This is a genomic window from Proteus alimentorum, from assembly GCF_002607735.1.
In the GTDB taxonomy this organism is placed as follows: domain Bacteria; phylum Pseudomonadota; class Gammaproteobacteria; order Enterobacterales; family Enterobacteriaceae; genus Proteus; species Proteus alimentorum.
This window is the reverse complement of sequence record NZ_NBVR01000018.1, coordinates 290900-305348: the sequence shown is the minus strand read 5'-3', so window position 1 is coordinate 305348 and position 14449 is coordinate 290900. Positions and strand designations below refer to the sequence as shown.

At 37.7% G+C, this 14449-nt stretch carries 14 protein-coding genes; 11 read left to right on the top strand and 3 right to left on the bottom strand.

The annotated features are described in order from the left end of the window. Nucleotides 1-71 precede the first annotated feature (71 nt). Nucleotides 72-1445, bottom strand: coding sequence for an ATP-dependent RNA helicase DbpA (dbpA, locus tag B6258_RS04290; protein WP_099074216.1), 1374 nt, complete (start codon nt 1443-1445; stop codon nt 72-74). A 363-nt stretch (nt 1446-1808) separates the two neighbouring features. Here dbpA and B6258_RS04285 point away from each other — a divergent pair, with 363 nt between their 5' ends. From B6258_RS04285 to B6258_RS04255, 7 genes are all read left to right on the top strand, one after another. After that, complete coding sequence (locus B6258_RS04285) at nt 1809-2570, top strand: nucleoside-specific channel-forming Tsx family protein (RefSeq protein ID WP_099074215.1); 762 nt, start codon at nt 1809-1811, stop codon at nt 2568-2570. 496 nt (nt 2571-3066) lie between these two features. Next, nucleotides 3067-4017 carry a cytochrome o ubiquinol oxidase subunit II gene (gene cyoA, locus B6258_RS04280; protein ID WP_099074214.1) on the top strand — a complete coding sequence of 317 codons (951 nt, stop codon included), beginning with the start codon at nt 3067-3069 and terminating at the stop codon, nt 4015-4017. A gap of 4 nt (nt 4018-4021) precedes the next feature. Continuing rightward, nucleotides 4022-6004 carry a cytochrome o ubiquinol oxidase subunit I gene (gene cyoB / locus B6258_RS04275; RefSeq protein ID WP_088493686.1) on the top strand — a complete coding sequence of 661 codons (1983 nt, stop codon included), beginning with the start codon at nt 4022-4024 and terminating at the stop codon, nt 6002-6004. Further along, nucleotides 6004-6615 (top strand): cytochrome o ubiquinol oxidase subunit III, encoded by a 612-nt coding sequence (locus B6258_RS04270; RefSeq protein ID WP_099074213.1) that lies wholly within the window; start codon nt 6004-6006, stop codon nt 6613-6615. The genes cyoB and B6258_RS04270 overlap by 1 nt, the downstream gene beginning before the upstream one ends. Next, on the top strand, nt 6615-6947 hold the full coding sequence (locus B6258_RS04265; protein WP_006535101.1) for a cytochrome o ubiquinol oxidase subunit IV: 333 nt from the start codon (nt 6615-6617) through the stop codon (nt 6945-6947). Before B6258_RS04270 ends, B6258_RS04265 begins: the two co-directional genes overlap by 1 nt. Before the next feature lie 11 nt (nt 6948-6958). After that, on the top strand, nt 6959-7843 hold the full coding sequence (gene cyoE, locus B6258_RS04260; RefSeq protein WP_069368580.1) for a heme o synthase: 885 nt from the start codon (nt 6959-6961) through the stop codon (nt 7841-7843). Nucleotides 7844-8016: 173 nt separating this feature from the next. Further along, nucleotides 8017-9387, top strand: coding sequence for an MFS transporter (locus tag B6258_RS04255; protein WP_099074212.1), 1371 nt, complete (start codon nt 8017-8019; stop codon nt 9385-9387). A 78-nt stretch (nt 9388-9465) separates the two neighbouring features. Here the strand turns inward: B6258_RS04255 and B6258_RS04250 are convergent, their stop codons facing one another. Beyond that, nucleotides 9466-9957 (bottom strand): YajQ family cyclic di-GMP-binding protein, encoded by a 492-nt coding sequence (locus tag B6258_RS04250; RefSeq protein ID WP_072063676.1) that lies wholly within the window; start codon nt 9955-9957, stop codon nt 9466-9468. A gap of 225 nt (nt 9958-10182) precedes the next feature. On the opposite strand from B6258_RS04250, the gene panE reads away from it, so the two are divergent. The 4 genes from panE to B6258_RS04230 all read left to right on the top strand — a co-directional run bounded on the left by panE (nt 10183) and on the right by B6258_RS04230 (nt 12803). After that, a complete protein-coding gene (panE, locus tag B6258_RS04245) occupies nt 10183-11103 on the top strand; it encodes a 2-dehydropantoate 2-reductase (protein WP_099074211.1) in 921 nt (306 codons plus the stop codon). Beyond that, the gene (gene yajL, locus B6258_RS04240) at nt 11072-11689 is read left to right on the top strand and encodes a protein deglycase YajL (RefSeq protein WP_099074210.1); all 618 of its coding nucleotides are present in this window, start codon (nt 11072-11074) and stop codon (nt 11687-11689) included. The genes panE and yajL overlap by 32 nt, the downstream gene beginning before the upstream one ends. Nucleotides 11690-11870: 181 nt before the next feature. After that, complete coding sequence (locus B6258_RS04235) at nt 11871-12452, top strand: hypothetical protein (RefSeq protein WP_099074209.1); 582 nt, start codon at nt 11871-11873, stop codon at nt 12450-12452. 6 nt (nt 12453-12458) lie between these two features. Beyond that, complete coding sequence (locus tag B6258_RS04230) at nt 12459-12803, top strand: type II toxin-antitoxin system YafO family toxin (protein ID WP_338064474.1); 345 nt, start codon at nt 12459-12461, stop codon at nt 12801-12803. Between the two features lie 108 nt (nt 12804-12911). Here B6258_RS04230 and thiI read toward each other — a convergent pair whose 3' ends face one another. Beyond that, nucleotides 12912-14363, bottom strand: coding sequence for a tRNA uracil 4-sulfurtransferase ThiI (gene thiI / locus B6258_RS04225; protein ID WP_099074208.1), 1452 nt, complete (start codon nt 14361-14363; stop codon nt 12912-12914). Between the last annotated feature and the right edge of the window lie 86 nt (nt 14364-14449).

Here is a 14449-nt window from a genome sequence, read left to right as displayed (position 1 = left end):
ATCTTTTCAAAATATTCACCATAAAAAAGGACAGTTTAAACTGTCCTTTCTGTATTCTTAGTAAAGATAATTTATCTAAATAATCTTACTTTTACTGCTTTGCCTTTGATTTTACCTTGTTGCAACTGTTTCCAGACTTGTTTTGCAATAGATTGTTTTACAGCAACATAAGCATGTGTTGGATTAATCATAATTTTACCAATATCGGCACCATTGAAACCCATATCACCCGTTAATGCGCCTAAAATATCACCAGGGCGCATTTTGGCTTTTTTACCACCATCAATACATAATGTTGCCATTGTTGCTTCAAGAGGCGTAATTTGTAACCCAGTAGGTACGGGTAACCAATTTATCTTCATGTGAAGCATCTCTTCTAACGCGTTAGCACGCTGAATTTCTTCTGGTGCGCAAAAGCTAATAGCCAATCCACTTTCACCCGCTCTCGCGGTACGGCCAATTCGGTGAACATGCACTTCAGGATCCCACGATAATTCGTAGTTAATCACCATTTCTAACGCTTTAATATCAAGTCCACGAGCCGCAACATCTGTTGCGACTAAGACACGACAACTTCCATTAGCAAAGCGAATAAGTGTTTGATCACGCTCTCTTTGTTCCATATCGCCATGTAACGCAAGCACACTTTGGTTGCTTTCTGTCAGTGTTTCATACACATCTTGGCAATCTCGCTTCGTGTTACAAAACACAACGCAAGAAGCGGGTTGCTCACGACTTAAAAGTTTTTGCAGTAATCCTATTTTTCCATGACGAGATATTTCATAAAACTGCTGTTCAACAGCCGGAAGTTCATCAACCGAGTTTATTTCAATAGTGACTGGATTTTGCTGGATCTTACGGCTAATTGTTGCGATCTCATTTGGCCAAGTCGCAGAAAAGAGCAGCGTTTGGCGTGTCGTTGGCATACGAGAAATAATATCGTTGATATCATCAAAAAATCCCATATCCAACATTCTGTCTGCTTCATCCAATATCAATGTTTTCACATCATCTAAAGTGACAGTCTCTTTTTTTAGGTGATCAAGCAATCTACCTGGTGTTGCAACAATAATATGCGCAGCATGTATTAATGAATCACGCTGGATACTAAATGGAACACCGCCACACAGCGTTAATATTTTGATATTGGGAAGATAACGAGCAAGGCGGCGTAATTCATTTGCAACTTGATCAGCAAGTTCTCGCGTTGGGCATAAAATAAGTGATTGAGTATTAAACTGTTTTGCATCAATGTGTTGCAAAAGCCCCAAACCAAAAGCAGCTGTTTTACCGCTGCCTGTTTTTGCCTGAGCGCGAACGTCTTTTCCTTCAAGAATAGCGGGCAAAGCAGCTTCTTGAACTGGAGTCATAATGAGATAACCCAATTCATTAAGGTTAGCGAGTTGTTCAGCAGGAAGTGCGTTAAGTTCAGCAAATGAGGTCACAATGAAAATTCCAAGTAAGATAAATACGAATATTGGCTAATGATACTATCCCTTTATTCCTGTGTCGTGAGGTATTTTTACACGATTTTTACCCCCTATTTTTCTTTCATCTTTTACTTCCTTTTTCCTTACCAAAAAAAACAGTTATTAAACCCTTAATCTATTCAAAATAGATCAGATATTAAAAATAAACTAAACAATACTAAAATTCCCACTTTTAATTATCAATTTAATATTCTAGAAATAGATCATAATTTCAATATTATGATCTAGAAATAGAGATTTAATAGGTTATAGTTTCAAAATATATTAAAAAACAAATTCATCGCAAAATCATTTCATTAAATTTCATTGAGATTATTCATGATAAAACAAACATTTTTATTAACCATCGCAAGTACACTTTCTTTATCAGCTCAGGCCAGCTATTTAGGTGGCTTCGCTAATACCAGCATCAATTATCTTGATTGGACGCCTCATACAACACACAAAACAGGGCAATCTTCTCATAAAGATGATTTTGCCTATTTAGAACTTGAAGGTGGTGCCAACTTTTCATGGGGCGAGTTTTATGGCTTCTTTGATCTAGAAAACCCATTTAATTCTCGGAAAACACAACCGGGTGATAATCAACGCTATACCGTAAAAGCAACAAGCCGTATTTATTTAGGTGAAAGTTATTTCAATTTATACGGGCATGTTTACGGTACATGGTCACTTCCGGGTAAAGAAAATAATGGCAATTTCCATGAAGTTAATACGCTTTATGGTTTAGGCTATAACACACAAATTGATAATTTATGGTTTAAACCATTTATCGCACTTCACTATGTCGATCAAACTTACTATTCAGGAAATAATGGCTACGTTGTTGGCTGGGTTGCTGGATATAATTTTTCTATTAAAGATCAAAAGCTTAGTATTAGCAATTGGCATGAAATGGAATTTAGTCGTCATGAACGTTATGGCAATGGTGGACAAAATGGGTTCAATGGCGCTTTCGCTTTTTGGTGGCATCCTACGACCTTTATTACCACAGGTATTCAATATCGTTATGCTTATAAAAAGTTAGGCGAAGATTTTCTGCAAGACGGCATTGTATATAGCCTGAAATATAATTTTTGATCGCTAATTGTTAATTTTTATTACAGCGAAAGCATTTTTATTCGCTGTAACTTCTTTTTATCACTTAATGAAAAATTTTCTCATTGGATATAAACATTCATCAAATTACTAATTAACCATATTAAAAATCATACAATCATCAAATATAGATATTAAACATCAATATAAAAAGGATTATACCTATCAACTCTCCTCCGACCACCAATTTGTTTCTTTTTTAATCAGAATACGTTTTCTTACACTTTTTATTGCATTTTTATTTGTAAAAATATGTATTTATTTTAAAAACATGCTACTTTATGAAATTATAGTTAATACACGATAATTAAATTAACATTTATTTAATAATTTGATTACTTGTGATCACATTAACACAAAAGACCAACCAATCACTTACTTACCATTACAATTGTTTACACTGTCGCAACCTTACCGTAAAATGTCCTTACTGATACTGATGAAACAACAATAGAACCTTTGTCATTTGGGTCGTTGGATGAGACTTATGAAATACATAAAAAGTATTGGGACACTCTCGCTATTAGCAGCAGCGCTTTTATTAAGTGGCTGTGATATGGCGTTAATGAATCCCAAAGGCGCTATCGGCGCTGAGCAAAAAACATTAATCCTCATTGCACTTGGTTTAATGTTAATTGTTGTGATACCGGTAATACTGATGGTGATTGTTTTCGCTTTTCGCTACCGTGAATCCAATACTAAAGCCACCTATCGCCCAAACTGGGCTCACTCAAATAAAATTGAACTCGTCGTTTGGACTGTGCCAATTATCATTATTGTGATTTTGGCGAGTATTACATGGAAAACAACCCATGAGCTTGATCCTTACAAACCATTAGAGTCCACAGAAAAACCCGTCACTATTGAAGTTATTTCAATGGATTGGAAATGGTTGTTTATCTATCCAGAACAAGGTATTGCAACAGTTAATGAACTGGCTTTCCCTACTAATGTTCCTGTTAATTTCAAAATCACTTCTGATTCTGTCATGAACTCATTCTTTATCCCTCGCTTAGGTGGACAAATCTATGCGATGGCAGGAATGCAGACTAAGCTTCACTTAATTGCTAATGAACCGGGTGAATATCAAGGTATGTCAGCAAGTTATAGTGGACACGGTTTCTCTGATATGAAATTTACAGCGATTGCGACACCTGATCGTGCTGGTTTCGATGCGTGGGTTGAAAAAGTCAAACAATCGTCAGATACGTTAAATACGACCGCTGCATTTAATGAACTTGCTAAACCAAGCCAGAAAAATCCAGTGACCTACTATTCAAGCGTGAAGCCAATGTTATACCAAGAGACCATTTCTAAATTTGGTCACACTGGTCATGGCGCTCACACCAGTGGCAATCAGACAGCACATGCTGATGCAACAATGAATATGAACATGAGCCATGCGGCGCATGCAGGATCAGAGGAATAAAAGCATGTTCGGAAAATTAACTCTTGATGCAATCCCACTACATGAGCCAATTATCGTAGTTACTTTACTCGGTATTGTTCTGGGTGGACTTGCTGTTGTTGGTGCACTAACTTATTTTCGCAAATGGAAATGGTTGTGGACTGAATGGTTAACCAGCGTTGACCATAAAAAAATTGGTATTATGTATATCCTCGTTGCAATGGTCATGATGTTCCGTGGCTTTGCCGATGCGATTATGATGAGAAGCCAACAAGCTCTCGCCTCTGCTGGCGAAGCGGGTTTCTTGCCACCTCATCACTATGATCAGATTTTTACCGCTCACGGCGTTATCATGATTTTCTTCATGGCAACACCTTTCGTTGTAGGTCTGATGAACCTTGTTGTACCTTTACAAATTGGTGCCCGTGATGTGGCTTTCCCGTTCCTAAACTCACTGAGTTTCTGGTTCTTTGTTGTTGGTGTGGTACTCATTAACCTTTCTTTAGGTATTGGCGAATTCGCACAAACAGGTTGGTTAGCTTATCCACCACTTTCTGGCTTGGAGTATAACCCAGGCGTCGGGGTCGATTATTGGATATGGAGTTTACAAATATCCGGTATTGGTACGCTTCTAACAGGGGTTAACTTCTTCGCAACTATCCTGCGTATGCGTGCGCCGGGTATGAGCATGATGAAAATGCCAGTATTCTCTTGGGCTGCTTTATGTACTAACGTCCTGATTATTGCTGCATTCCCAATTTTAACAGTCACTATTACGCTATTAACTTTAGACCGCTATCTTGGTACGCACTTCTTTACCAATGATATGGGCGGTAACATGATGATGTACATCAACCTCGTATGGGCTTGGGGTCATCCAGAAGTTTATATCCTTGTTCTGCCTGTATTTGGTGTGTTCTCTGAAGTTACAGCAACATTCTCTAAAAAACGGTTATTCGGTTATACCTCTTTAGTGGGTGCAACTGTCGTTATTACCGTGTTGTCATTTATCGTTTGGTTACACCACTTCTTTACCATGGGCTCTGGCGCCAACGTCAATGCCTTCTTCGGTATCGCCACGATGATCATCGCTATACCAACAGGGGTTAAAATCTTTAACTGGCTGTTTACGATGTATCAAGGTCGTATCGAATATAAAAGCCCAATGCTGTGGACTATCGGTTTCCTTATCACCTTCTCTGTTGGCGGTATGACTGGGGTTCTGTTAGCCGTTCCGGGTGCAAACTTTGTTTTACATAACAGCTTATTCTTAATTGCTCACTTCCATAACGTTATTATCGGTGGTGTGGTATTTGGCTGTTTCGCAGGTATGACTTACTGGTTCCCTAAAGCATTCGGTTTCACACTGAATGAGAAATGGGGTATCCGTGCTTTCTGGTTCTGGTTTATCGGCTTCTTTATGGCCTTTATGCCACTGTACATTCTTGGCTTTATGGGTATGACTCGTCGTATCAGCCAAAACATCAACCCAGAATTCCATCCAATGCTGATGGTTGCTGCGGGTGGTGCTGCACTGATTGCTATCGGTATCGCTTGTCAAGTTGTCCAGATCTACGTAAGTATCCGTGACCGTGATCAAAACCGTGACTTAACGGGCGATCCATGGGGCGGACGTACTCTGGAATGGTCAATTTCTTCACCTGCTCCTTTCTATAACTTTGCCGTTGAACCTAATGTTCAAACTCGTGATGAATGGTGGGATCAGAAAGAAAAAGGCACAGCTTATCAGCGCCCAACCAAATACGAACCAATCCATATGCCTAAAAATACAGGTGCTGGTGTAATTATTTCAGCATTCAGCTTAGTACTTGGTTTTGCCATGATCTGGCATATCTGGTGGTTAGCTATCGTTGGTTTCGCTGGCATGATTGTCACTTGGATCGTGAAAAGCTTTGATACAGATGTGGATTACTATGTCCAAGTACCTGAAATTGAAGCTCTCGAGAATAAGCATTATGAAGAACTGAAAAAAGCAGGTGTGAAATAATGTCTACTCAAACTGTAAATAACACAAACGCCCATGAGCATCATGGGCACCACGATGCAGGAGCGACGAAAGTTTTCGGCTTCTGGATCTACCTAATGAGCGACCTTATCCTGTTTGCCAGCTTATTCGCCACTTATGCGGTGCTTGTTAACGGGATTGCGGATGGTCCTTCTGGTAAAGAAATTTTTAGCTTACCGTTTGTTTTAGTTGAAACCTTCTTACTGCTATTTAGTAGTATCACTTTTGGTTTCGCTATGCTGAGCATGAATAAAGGTAGCGTTAGCCAAGTTAATCTGTGGTTATTTGTTACTTTCTTATTCGGCTTAGGTTTTGTCATCATGGAAGTTTACGAATTCCATGAGTTGATCTCTGAAGGTTATGGCCCAGATCGCAGTGCATTCTTATCTGCATTCTTTGCATTAGTTTCAACGCACGGCCTTCACGTAACTGCGGGTTTAATTTGGATTGTGATTATGATGATCCAAGTATCACGCCGTGGTTTAACTGAAGTTAACCGTACTCGTTTAAGTTGTTTAAGTCTGTTCTGGCACTTCCTTGACGTTGTCTGGATCTGTGTGTTCACCGTAGTTTATCTGATGGGAGCGATGTAATGAGTCATCCAAATACTTCTCCTTCAGGCGCAAGCCACGGCAGCATGAAGTCTTATCTGATCGGCTTTATTCTGTCTGTTATCCTCACCGTTATTCCATTTTGGATGGTGATGGAAGGAACCGCGACACCAGCAACAATTCTATGGACTGTTGTCGGTATGGCAGTTGTGCAGATTGTGGTTCACTTAGTCTGCTTCTTGCATATGAACACGTCATCAGAAGAGCGCTGGAACGTCGTCGCATTCCTGTTCACACTGCTTATTATCGGCATTGTTGTCGTAGGCTCGTTGTGGATTATGTACAACCTGAACATCAATATGATGATGGATTAAGAGTTGTCGCTATGATTAAGCAATACCTACAAGTCACCAAACCAGGAATTATTTTCGGAAATTTAATTTCTGTAATAGGTGGTTTTCTGCTCGCTTCTAAAGGTGAGATTGATTACTCCCTATTTTTCGCGACTCTACTTGGGGTGTCTCTGGTCGTTGCTTCTGGTTGTGTTTTTAACAACTACATTGACCGTGATATTGACCGTATCATGGAAAGAACGAAGAATCGTCCATTAGTTAAAGGATTAATTGACCCTCGAATTAGCCTGATTTATGCCTCAGTATTAGGTATTGCAGGTGTTGTGCTGCTCTATGTAGCAGCCAACCCACTTGCAATGTTTATCGCTGTCTTCGGTTTTATTATTTATGTTGGGGTTTATAGCCTCTATATGAAGCGTAAATCTGTTTATGGCACACTGATTGGAAGTTTATCTGGCTCTGCACCACCTGTTATCGGTTATTGTGCCGTTAGCGGTGAATTTGATGCAGGCGCGGCAATCCTATTACTTATCTTTAGTTTGTGGCAAATGCCTCACTCTTATGCCATTGCTATTTTCCGTTTTAAAGACTACCAAGCTGCGAATATCCCTGTATTACCTGTGATTAAAGGGATCTCAGTCGCTAAACGTCATATCATTCTCTATATTCTGGCGTTTATGATTGCAACCTTAATGCTGACATTAGTTGGTTACGCAGGCTATAAATACCTGATTGTGGCTTCAGCCGTCAGTATTTGGTGGTTAGGCATGGCTTTATCTGGTTACAAAGCAACCAATGATATTGTGTGGGCACGAAAATTATTTATTTTTTCTATTGTCGCAATCACTTCATTAAGCGTAATGATGTCTGTTGACCCAACAAGCTCAACAGAAGCGGTTCTTGCGTATCTAAGATAATGTATTTATTAAAGTAATCCCAATACCAGTCAGCCTTCTGACTGGTATTTTTTTATCTCCTCTACGACTTCCCATGATATCAGTACAATTTTGTCTTTTTTGTATCCCATTTATTGATTAACCTCACCAAGATTTGCCATTACAATGGGGATATCAGTAATACGAGGTAATCCATGAATGATAATAAAATGACCCCATTAGAACGTAAAGCAACATGGGGACTAGGCACTGTTTTTTCTCTTCGCATGCTTGGCATGTTTATGGTACTCCCTGTTTTAACCACTTATGGGCTTCAACTACAACACGCAACAGAATCTCTCATTGGATTAGCCATCGGTATTTATGGGTTAACACAAGCTATATTCCAAATTCCTTTTGGTATTTTCTCGGATAAATTTGGTCGAAAACCTATGATTGTTTTTGGCTTAATTATTTTTATTATAGGTAGTCTGATTGCGGCTTTCAGTGACAATATCTACGGCATTATTCTTGGTAGAGCATTACAAGGAGCCGGTGCTATCTCAGCAGCAGTAATGGCTTTATTGTCAGATTTAACACGAGAGCAAAATAGAACAAAAGCAATGGCCTTTATTGGTATTAGCTTTGGGATAACATTCGCTTTAGCCTTAGTTTTAGGGCCTATTTTAACGCATATCTTTGGCTTACATGGTCTGTTTTGGGGAATTGCCCTACTTGCCTTTGGTGGCATTATTATTACGCTTTTTACTGTACCGAATAGCGAACACCATATTCTTAATCGAGAATCAGGTTTTGTTCGTGGTAGCGTAAAAAAGGTTTTATTTGATGCACAACTTCTTAAACTTAATACAGGCATTTTTTCACTACATACTTTATTAATGGCTGCATTTGTTGCACTTCCTCTGGTTATGAGTAGCGCGGGTTTAGCAAAAGAGAAACATTGGATTGTTTATCTAGTCACCATGCTTATTGCCTTTATTACTGTACTTCCTTTTATTATCTATGCAGAAAAGAAACGAAAGATGAAACAAGTTTTCTTATTCTGTATTTTCTTACTTATTATTGCTCAAGCCATTCTTATTCTTTCAGGCTCTAGCTTATGGTTAATTATTGCGGGCATTCAAGTTTTCTTTATTGGATTTAATATTATGGAAGCCCTTCTTCCTTCATTAATCAGTAAAGAAGCACCTGCAGGTTATAAAGGCACGGCAATGGGCATTTATTCCACCAGCCAATTTTTAGGTGTGGCATTGGGCGGAATTTTAGGCGGATGGCTTTACCAGCATTATAATGCACAAACTGTATTTTTAGGCTGTTTAGTGATTGGACTTATTTGGTTTTTCATTAGTCTAACATTACGCCAGCCCTCTTATGTCAGTAGCTTACGCGTTGAATTACCTAAAAACTTATCTTCAAGCCAACAACAGAAACTACAACAATTGTTTAAACAACAACGGGGTGTTAATGAAGTTGTGATGATAGCGGATGAACAAAGTGCTTATATCAAGGTTGATACTAAACAGACGCCGAGAGCAACATTAGAGTCTCTGATCCCTTTAGTTTAAGGATCAATAAATTTACTGGATAAAATAAAAATGCGCTGTTAAACCAGCGCATTTTTGTATGACTAAATAGATAAAAAATTAGTCACGGAAGTTATTAAATTGAAAAGGTTGCCCTAACTCACCTTCTCTTACTAATTTCATTACAGCTTGTAAGTCGTCACGCGATTTACCTGTCACACGAACTTGCTCACCTTGGATCTGAGCCTGAACTTTCAATTTACTGTCTTTGATCAACTTAACAATTTTTTTCGCTAAAGCTGTATCAATACCTTGTTTTAAGGTGGCTTCTACGCTGTACATTTTTCCGCTGTGAGTCATCTCTTCAGGGATATTTAATACCGCACCATCAATCCCTCTTTTTGCCATTTTCTCACGCAGAATATCTAATAATTGTTGAACCTGAAATTCAGATACACTGGTCGTTTTCACTGACTCTGCTTTTTCGTTTAATTCAAAACTTGCTTCAACGTTACGAAAATCCCAGCGAGTAGTCAGTTCACGTTGTGCGTTTTCTACCGCATTACGCACTTCATGTAAGTCAACTTCAGATACGATATCAAAAGATGGCATTCTTTCTTCCTCAATAAATAAATACAACCCGAATAATAGCTTCTTTTGGGGTTGCAAAAAAGCATTGCACATTCAATAACACATTTATCCCTTTAATTTCCTCTTACAGTAAAGCGCAAACATACTTTGAACAGAGACGCGCAATCAATGTTATAATTTTAGCTAAATAGTCTAATGACCGTCAGTAGCCACCTTACGCTATTACGATTTGTAAAAAGAGGCACAATGAAAATTACCGTTTTAGGGTGTGGTTCGATTGGTAAACTTTGGGTTGCAGCTTTAACACGTCAATCACATGAAGTACAAGGTTGGCTAAGAGTACCTCAGCCTTTTTTAGATGTAAGTGTTGATAACATTAATGGCGAGCCTTTTTATCAACGTATTACCGCAAATCAACTTGAATGGTTAAAACAAAGCGAATTATTAATTGTTTGCTTAAAATCTTGGCAAGTCTCAGATGCAGTTAATGCGCTTCTACCTTTTTTATCTGCACAATGTCCTATCTTATTAATTCATAATGGCATGGGAACAGCAGATGAATTAACTGCAACACAGCACTCTATATCCAGGCCAATCTTACAAGGCATTATTACTCATGGTGCTTATCAACAAGGACAAGATGTTATTCATACGGCAACAGGAATAACACATATAGGCCCATTAAATCATGCGGCTCAACAATATAGCTATTTAGCAGAAACCCTGCATCATGCTTTACCCGATGTCGCTTGGCATAATGATATTCATACGATTAGTTGGCTAAAGCTTGCTGTTAATTGTGTTATCAACCCTCTTACCGTTTATTATCAATGCCATAATGGGGATTTATTACGTTATCCTGAACATATCCAAAAAATATGTGATGAAGTTTATCTAGTTATGGAACGCGAAGGCGTTGTACCAACGTCTCAAGCCCATCTTCATGGCTATATTATTGATACGATAGAACAAACAGCAAATAATTATTCTTCTATGTATCAAGATGTGAAATATCAACGCCATACAGAGATTGACTATATTACGGGTTATTTATTACGTCGAGCTTCAGAACAAGGGCTTGTATTGCCAGAAAATAACCGCCTTTTTCAATTTATAAAACAACAGGAAGGCAATTATGACCATATCAGCGCTCATCTGCCTAGCTAATGGAAGTGAAGAAACCGAAGTCGTTACTACCGCAGATTTACTGGTAAGAGCAGGTATTAATGTTGTACTGGCAAGCGCAGAAGATGATGTGGATGAACTTATCATTACATGTTCACGAGGCATAAAACTTGTCGCAGATGCTCCCTTAGTTCGTGTTGTCGATCATCACTATGACGTTATTATTCTACCCGGTGGATTACAAGGCACTGAAACATTAAGAGATAGCCCTTTAGTTGTTGAGAAAGTACGTCGCATGCACAGCGAAAATAAACTTGTTGCTGCGATTTGTGCGGCACCCGCAATGATCCTTGAATCTCATAATATTTTTCCCATCGGCAATATGACGGGCTTTCCTGCATTAAAAGATAAAATATCACCGAAAAAATGGGTTGATTACCGCGTTTATTTTGATGAGAGAGTTAACTTAATTACTAGCCAAGCACCCGCAACATCAATCGATTTTGCACTAAAAATTATTGAGCGTTTAAAAGGCAAAGAAGCTGCCGCAGATGTTGCCAAACAACTTGTATTACCACCCGGTATTTATAATTACCAAGATGAATTTACAGGATTTGGGGATAAATAGATAAACTGTACACTCACAACAAAATATCCCCACCTAATTCATTTATCTTATTAATAGGTATATTATTTATTAGCTGGGGATTAATTTTTAAGACCTATTTCAGTCGTTATTTATTCATATCAGATTTTAAAATAAGTGTTGAGAGGTTAAAATAGAACCAACTTCTAAAGGATGTGGCAAAATGAAAACTCTTCAATACCGCAAGAACTTACCTAAACTTGTTACTTTAATTTCTATGGGATTAGCCACTGTTCCTGCTGAAAGTTTTAGACATAAACAATCATCGTTGATCCCCAATGTTCAATACTCTTTTGCATCTCCTGTATCTAATCAACTTGTTGCTATTCCGATTAATGATGCTACTGAAAAAATGAGCACTTTAGCTGAGTTACTCAATAGTGACTTAACTAGATTAAAAAAAGAATGGGAAAACCATGAAAATTTATTTATTAGCCAATATATTTATGAACAAATAAATAAAAATATAAAAGATATAGATACCTCTTTAGTTGATATAAAAAATGTTCTTGCATCGTTTTTAAATAACGATATCTCAAAAAAAGAAAGCATTCTTTTATTTGGTCGCTCTTTAGCAATGTATAGAAGTGTATTAACTGAGATTGTTTCATTTATAGAACAAACTCATCAGCCATTAAAAACAACAAATAAAAAACCCAATGTAACTAATGCTGAGATGCAGAGATTAATACAATCTGAGCATATAAAATTAGGACTTGATATACCTAAGTTTAATAGTAATTGATATTTTATGACTCAAATATCAATACATCCTGATATTGAACATAAAACTATCGCCAATGAATATGCTCACTTATTAAAACTTTGGAAAGAAGACAATATATTATCTAATTATTTAGGTGCCAATGGCCGCTGGGAAAATAATGCCAAGTTATGTCAATCTCTTATTTCTAAAATACATATTAGAATACCACTTGAACCAGGATGGAATAAAAAAACACCTCAAATACAAAGAAAATCAAATCATTACTTAGTTTACTGTCAACATTGGCTTTACCCAAACAGATATCAAATTATTGCCATTATGTCACCCAATGCTCATCAGATAGCAAAACATCATTTCTGGCTGTATTAGAGAAAAGAGCAGAAGAATTTCAAAATAATTACTAATAAGCTATTATCAGTAACCCAAAAAGCCACTTTTCAGTGGCTTTTTTATTCGCAAGATCAAATCGCTAGCGTATTATTTTTTACGATAGACTTTAACGTTTTCAAAACCTTGCTCACGCAAATACAGCGCTTGTAAGCGACTCATCATTCCACGATCACAATACAGCAAATAAGTTTTTGCTTTATCTAAATCACCAAACTGAGTGCTTAATTTATAGAAAGGTAACTCTTTAACATCAACGCCGTCTATTTTTAATGGCGAAGTTTCTTGCTCTTCAGGTGAGCGAATATCCAGAATAACATCGTTAGCGCCAAATTCAGATACCATCTCAACTTCAGTAACTTGCTGTACGGTTTCTTCTGCAATACGACGAATATCCATATTCTTGGCGTTTTCAACGACGCTATCAAGAATAGAAAAATCAAACTTCTCTTCTTCCGCTTCGATCTTCGCTTTTACTGCTTTCACTGTTGGGTTTTTTGAAATGACACCACAGAATTCCGGCATTGTGCGCGCAAAATCTTCTGTACCAATTTGACGTGCAATATTGATAATGTTCTCTTTATCATGCGTGATAAGAGGACGTAAAATTAACGTATCAGTCGCATTATCAATTAAACGTAAATTAGTTAAAGTTTGGCTAGAAACCTGCCCTAATGCTTCGCCAGTAACAATGGCTTGAACACCATAACGCTCTGCCACTCTTGATGCTGCACGTACCATCATACGTTTTAATACAACACCCATTTGACCATCATCGACTTTTTCTAAGATTTCTGCGACAACAGGTTCAAAATCAACAGCAACGAAATGCACTTTATGTGAACGGCCAAAACGGTTCCATAAATAATGCGCAACTTGTTTAACGCCAATTTCGTGGGCAGAACCCCCTAAGTTAAAGAAACAATAGTGAACTCGGCTACCACGACGCATTAACATATAGCTCGATACACCTGAATCATAACCACCAGAGATCAGTGATAAAACATCTTCTTGTGTACCAATTGGGAAACCACCAATACCTTCATAGCGCGCATTCACTAAAATGAGTTTGTCATCTTCAATTTCTAAATTAATAGTGACATCTGGACGCGTTAATTTCACTTTTGCGCTTTCAACGTGTTGGTTAAAACCGCCACCAACATAACGCTCAACTTCATTTGAAGTAAAACTGTGCTTACCACGACGTTTTGCACGAACACAAAATGTTTTGTTTTCAACTAAATGCTTAAATGCCGCAAAAGTTTGCTCAAAAATATTGTGTAAATCAGTATACGGATGCTCTTCTACTTGTAAAAAGTGATGAATACCAGGAATACGTGTTAATGCATCACATACTGCTTCACTTTTACTTTCATCTTTACTCACAACAACAATGTTATCCCAATTGCGGACAACTGTGATCTCATCACCTAATGTATTAAGTACATTACGAATATTGCTAGTGAGAATTTTGATAAAACGTATACGAACTGATTGGCTTTTGATCGTAATTTCGGGGAATAATTTAATAATAAACTTCATAGTCAATGGTCATAGGTTATTAAGTAGAAACATAAACTACAGTGATGTTAATTGACTGGAGTTTATAAAAGTCACAAAGTATATCA

What these genes read in the sequence shown, in the direction of transcription:
- B6258_RS04285 (WP_099074215.1), top strand. Translation starts at nt 1,809, where the DNA reads ATGATAAAACAAACATTTTTATTAACCATCGCAAGTACACTTTCTTTA.
- cyoA (WP_099074214.1), top strand. Translation starts at nt 3,067, where the DNA reads ATGAGACTTATGAAATACATAAAAAGTATTGGGACACTCTCGCTATTA.
- cyoB (WP_088493686.1), top strand. Translation starts at nt 4,022, where the DNA reads ATGTTCGGAAAATTAACTCTTGATGCAATCCCACTACATGAGCCAATT.
- B6258_RS04270 (WP_099074213.1), top strand. Translation starts at nt 6,004, where the DNA reads ATGTCTACTCAAACTGTAAATAACACAAACGCCCATGAGCATCATGGG.
- B6258_RS04265 (WP_006535101.1), top strand. Translation starts at nt 6,615, where the DNA reads ATGAGTCATCCAAATACTTCTCCTTCAGGCGCAAGCCACGGCAGCATG.
- cyoE (WP_069368580.1), top strand. Translation starts at nt 6,959, where the DNA reads ATGATTAAGCAATACCTACAAGTCACCAAACCAGGAATTATTTTCGGA.
- B6258_RS04255 (WP_099074212.1), top strand. Translation starts at nt 8,017, where the DNA reads ATGAATGATAATAAAATGACCCCATTAGAACGTAAAGCAACATGGGGA.
- B6258_RS04250 (WP_072063676.1), bottom strand. Translation starts at nt 9,957, where the DNA reads ATGCCATCTTTTGATATCGTATCTGAAGTTGACTTACATGAAGTGCGT.
- panE (WP_099074211.1), top strand. Translation starts at nt 10,183, where the DNA reads ATGAAAATTACCGTTTTAGGGTGTGGTTCGATTGGTAAACTTTGGGTT.
- yajL (WP_099074210.1), top strand. Translation starts at nt 11,072, where the DNA reads ATGACCATATCAGCGCTCATCTGCCTAGCTAATGGAAGTGAAGAAACC.
- B6258_RS04235 (WP_099074209.1), top strand. Translation starts at nt 11,871, where the DNA reads ATGAAAACTCTTCAATACCGCAAGAACTTACCTAAACTTGTTACTTTA.
- B6258_RS04230 (WP_338064474.1), top strand. Translation starts at nt 12,459, where the DNA reads ATGACTCAAATATCAATACATCCTGATATTGAACATAAAACTATCGCC.
- thiI (WP_099074208.1), bottom strand. Translation starts at nt 14,363, where the DNA reads ATGAAGTTTATTATTAAATTATTCCCCGAAATTACGATCAAAAGCCAA.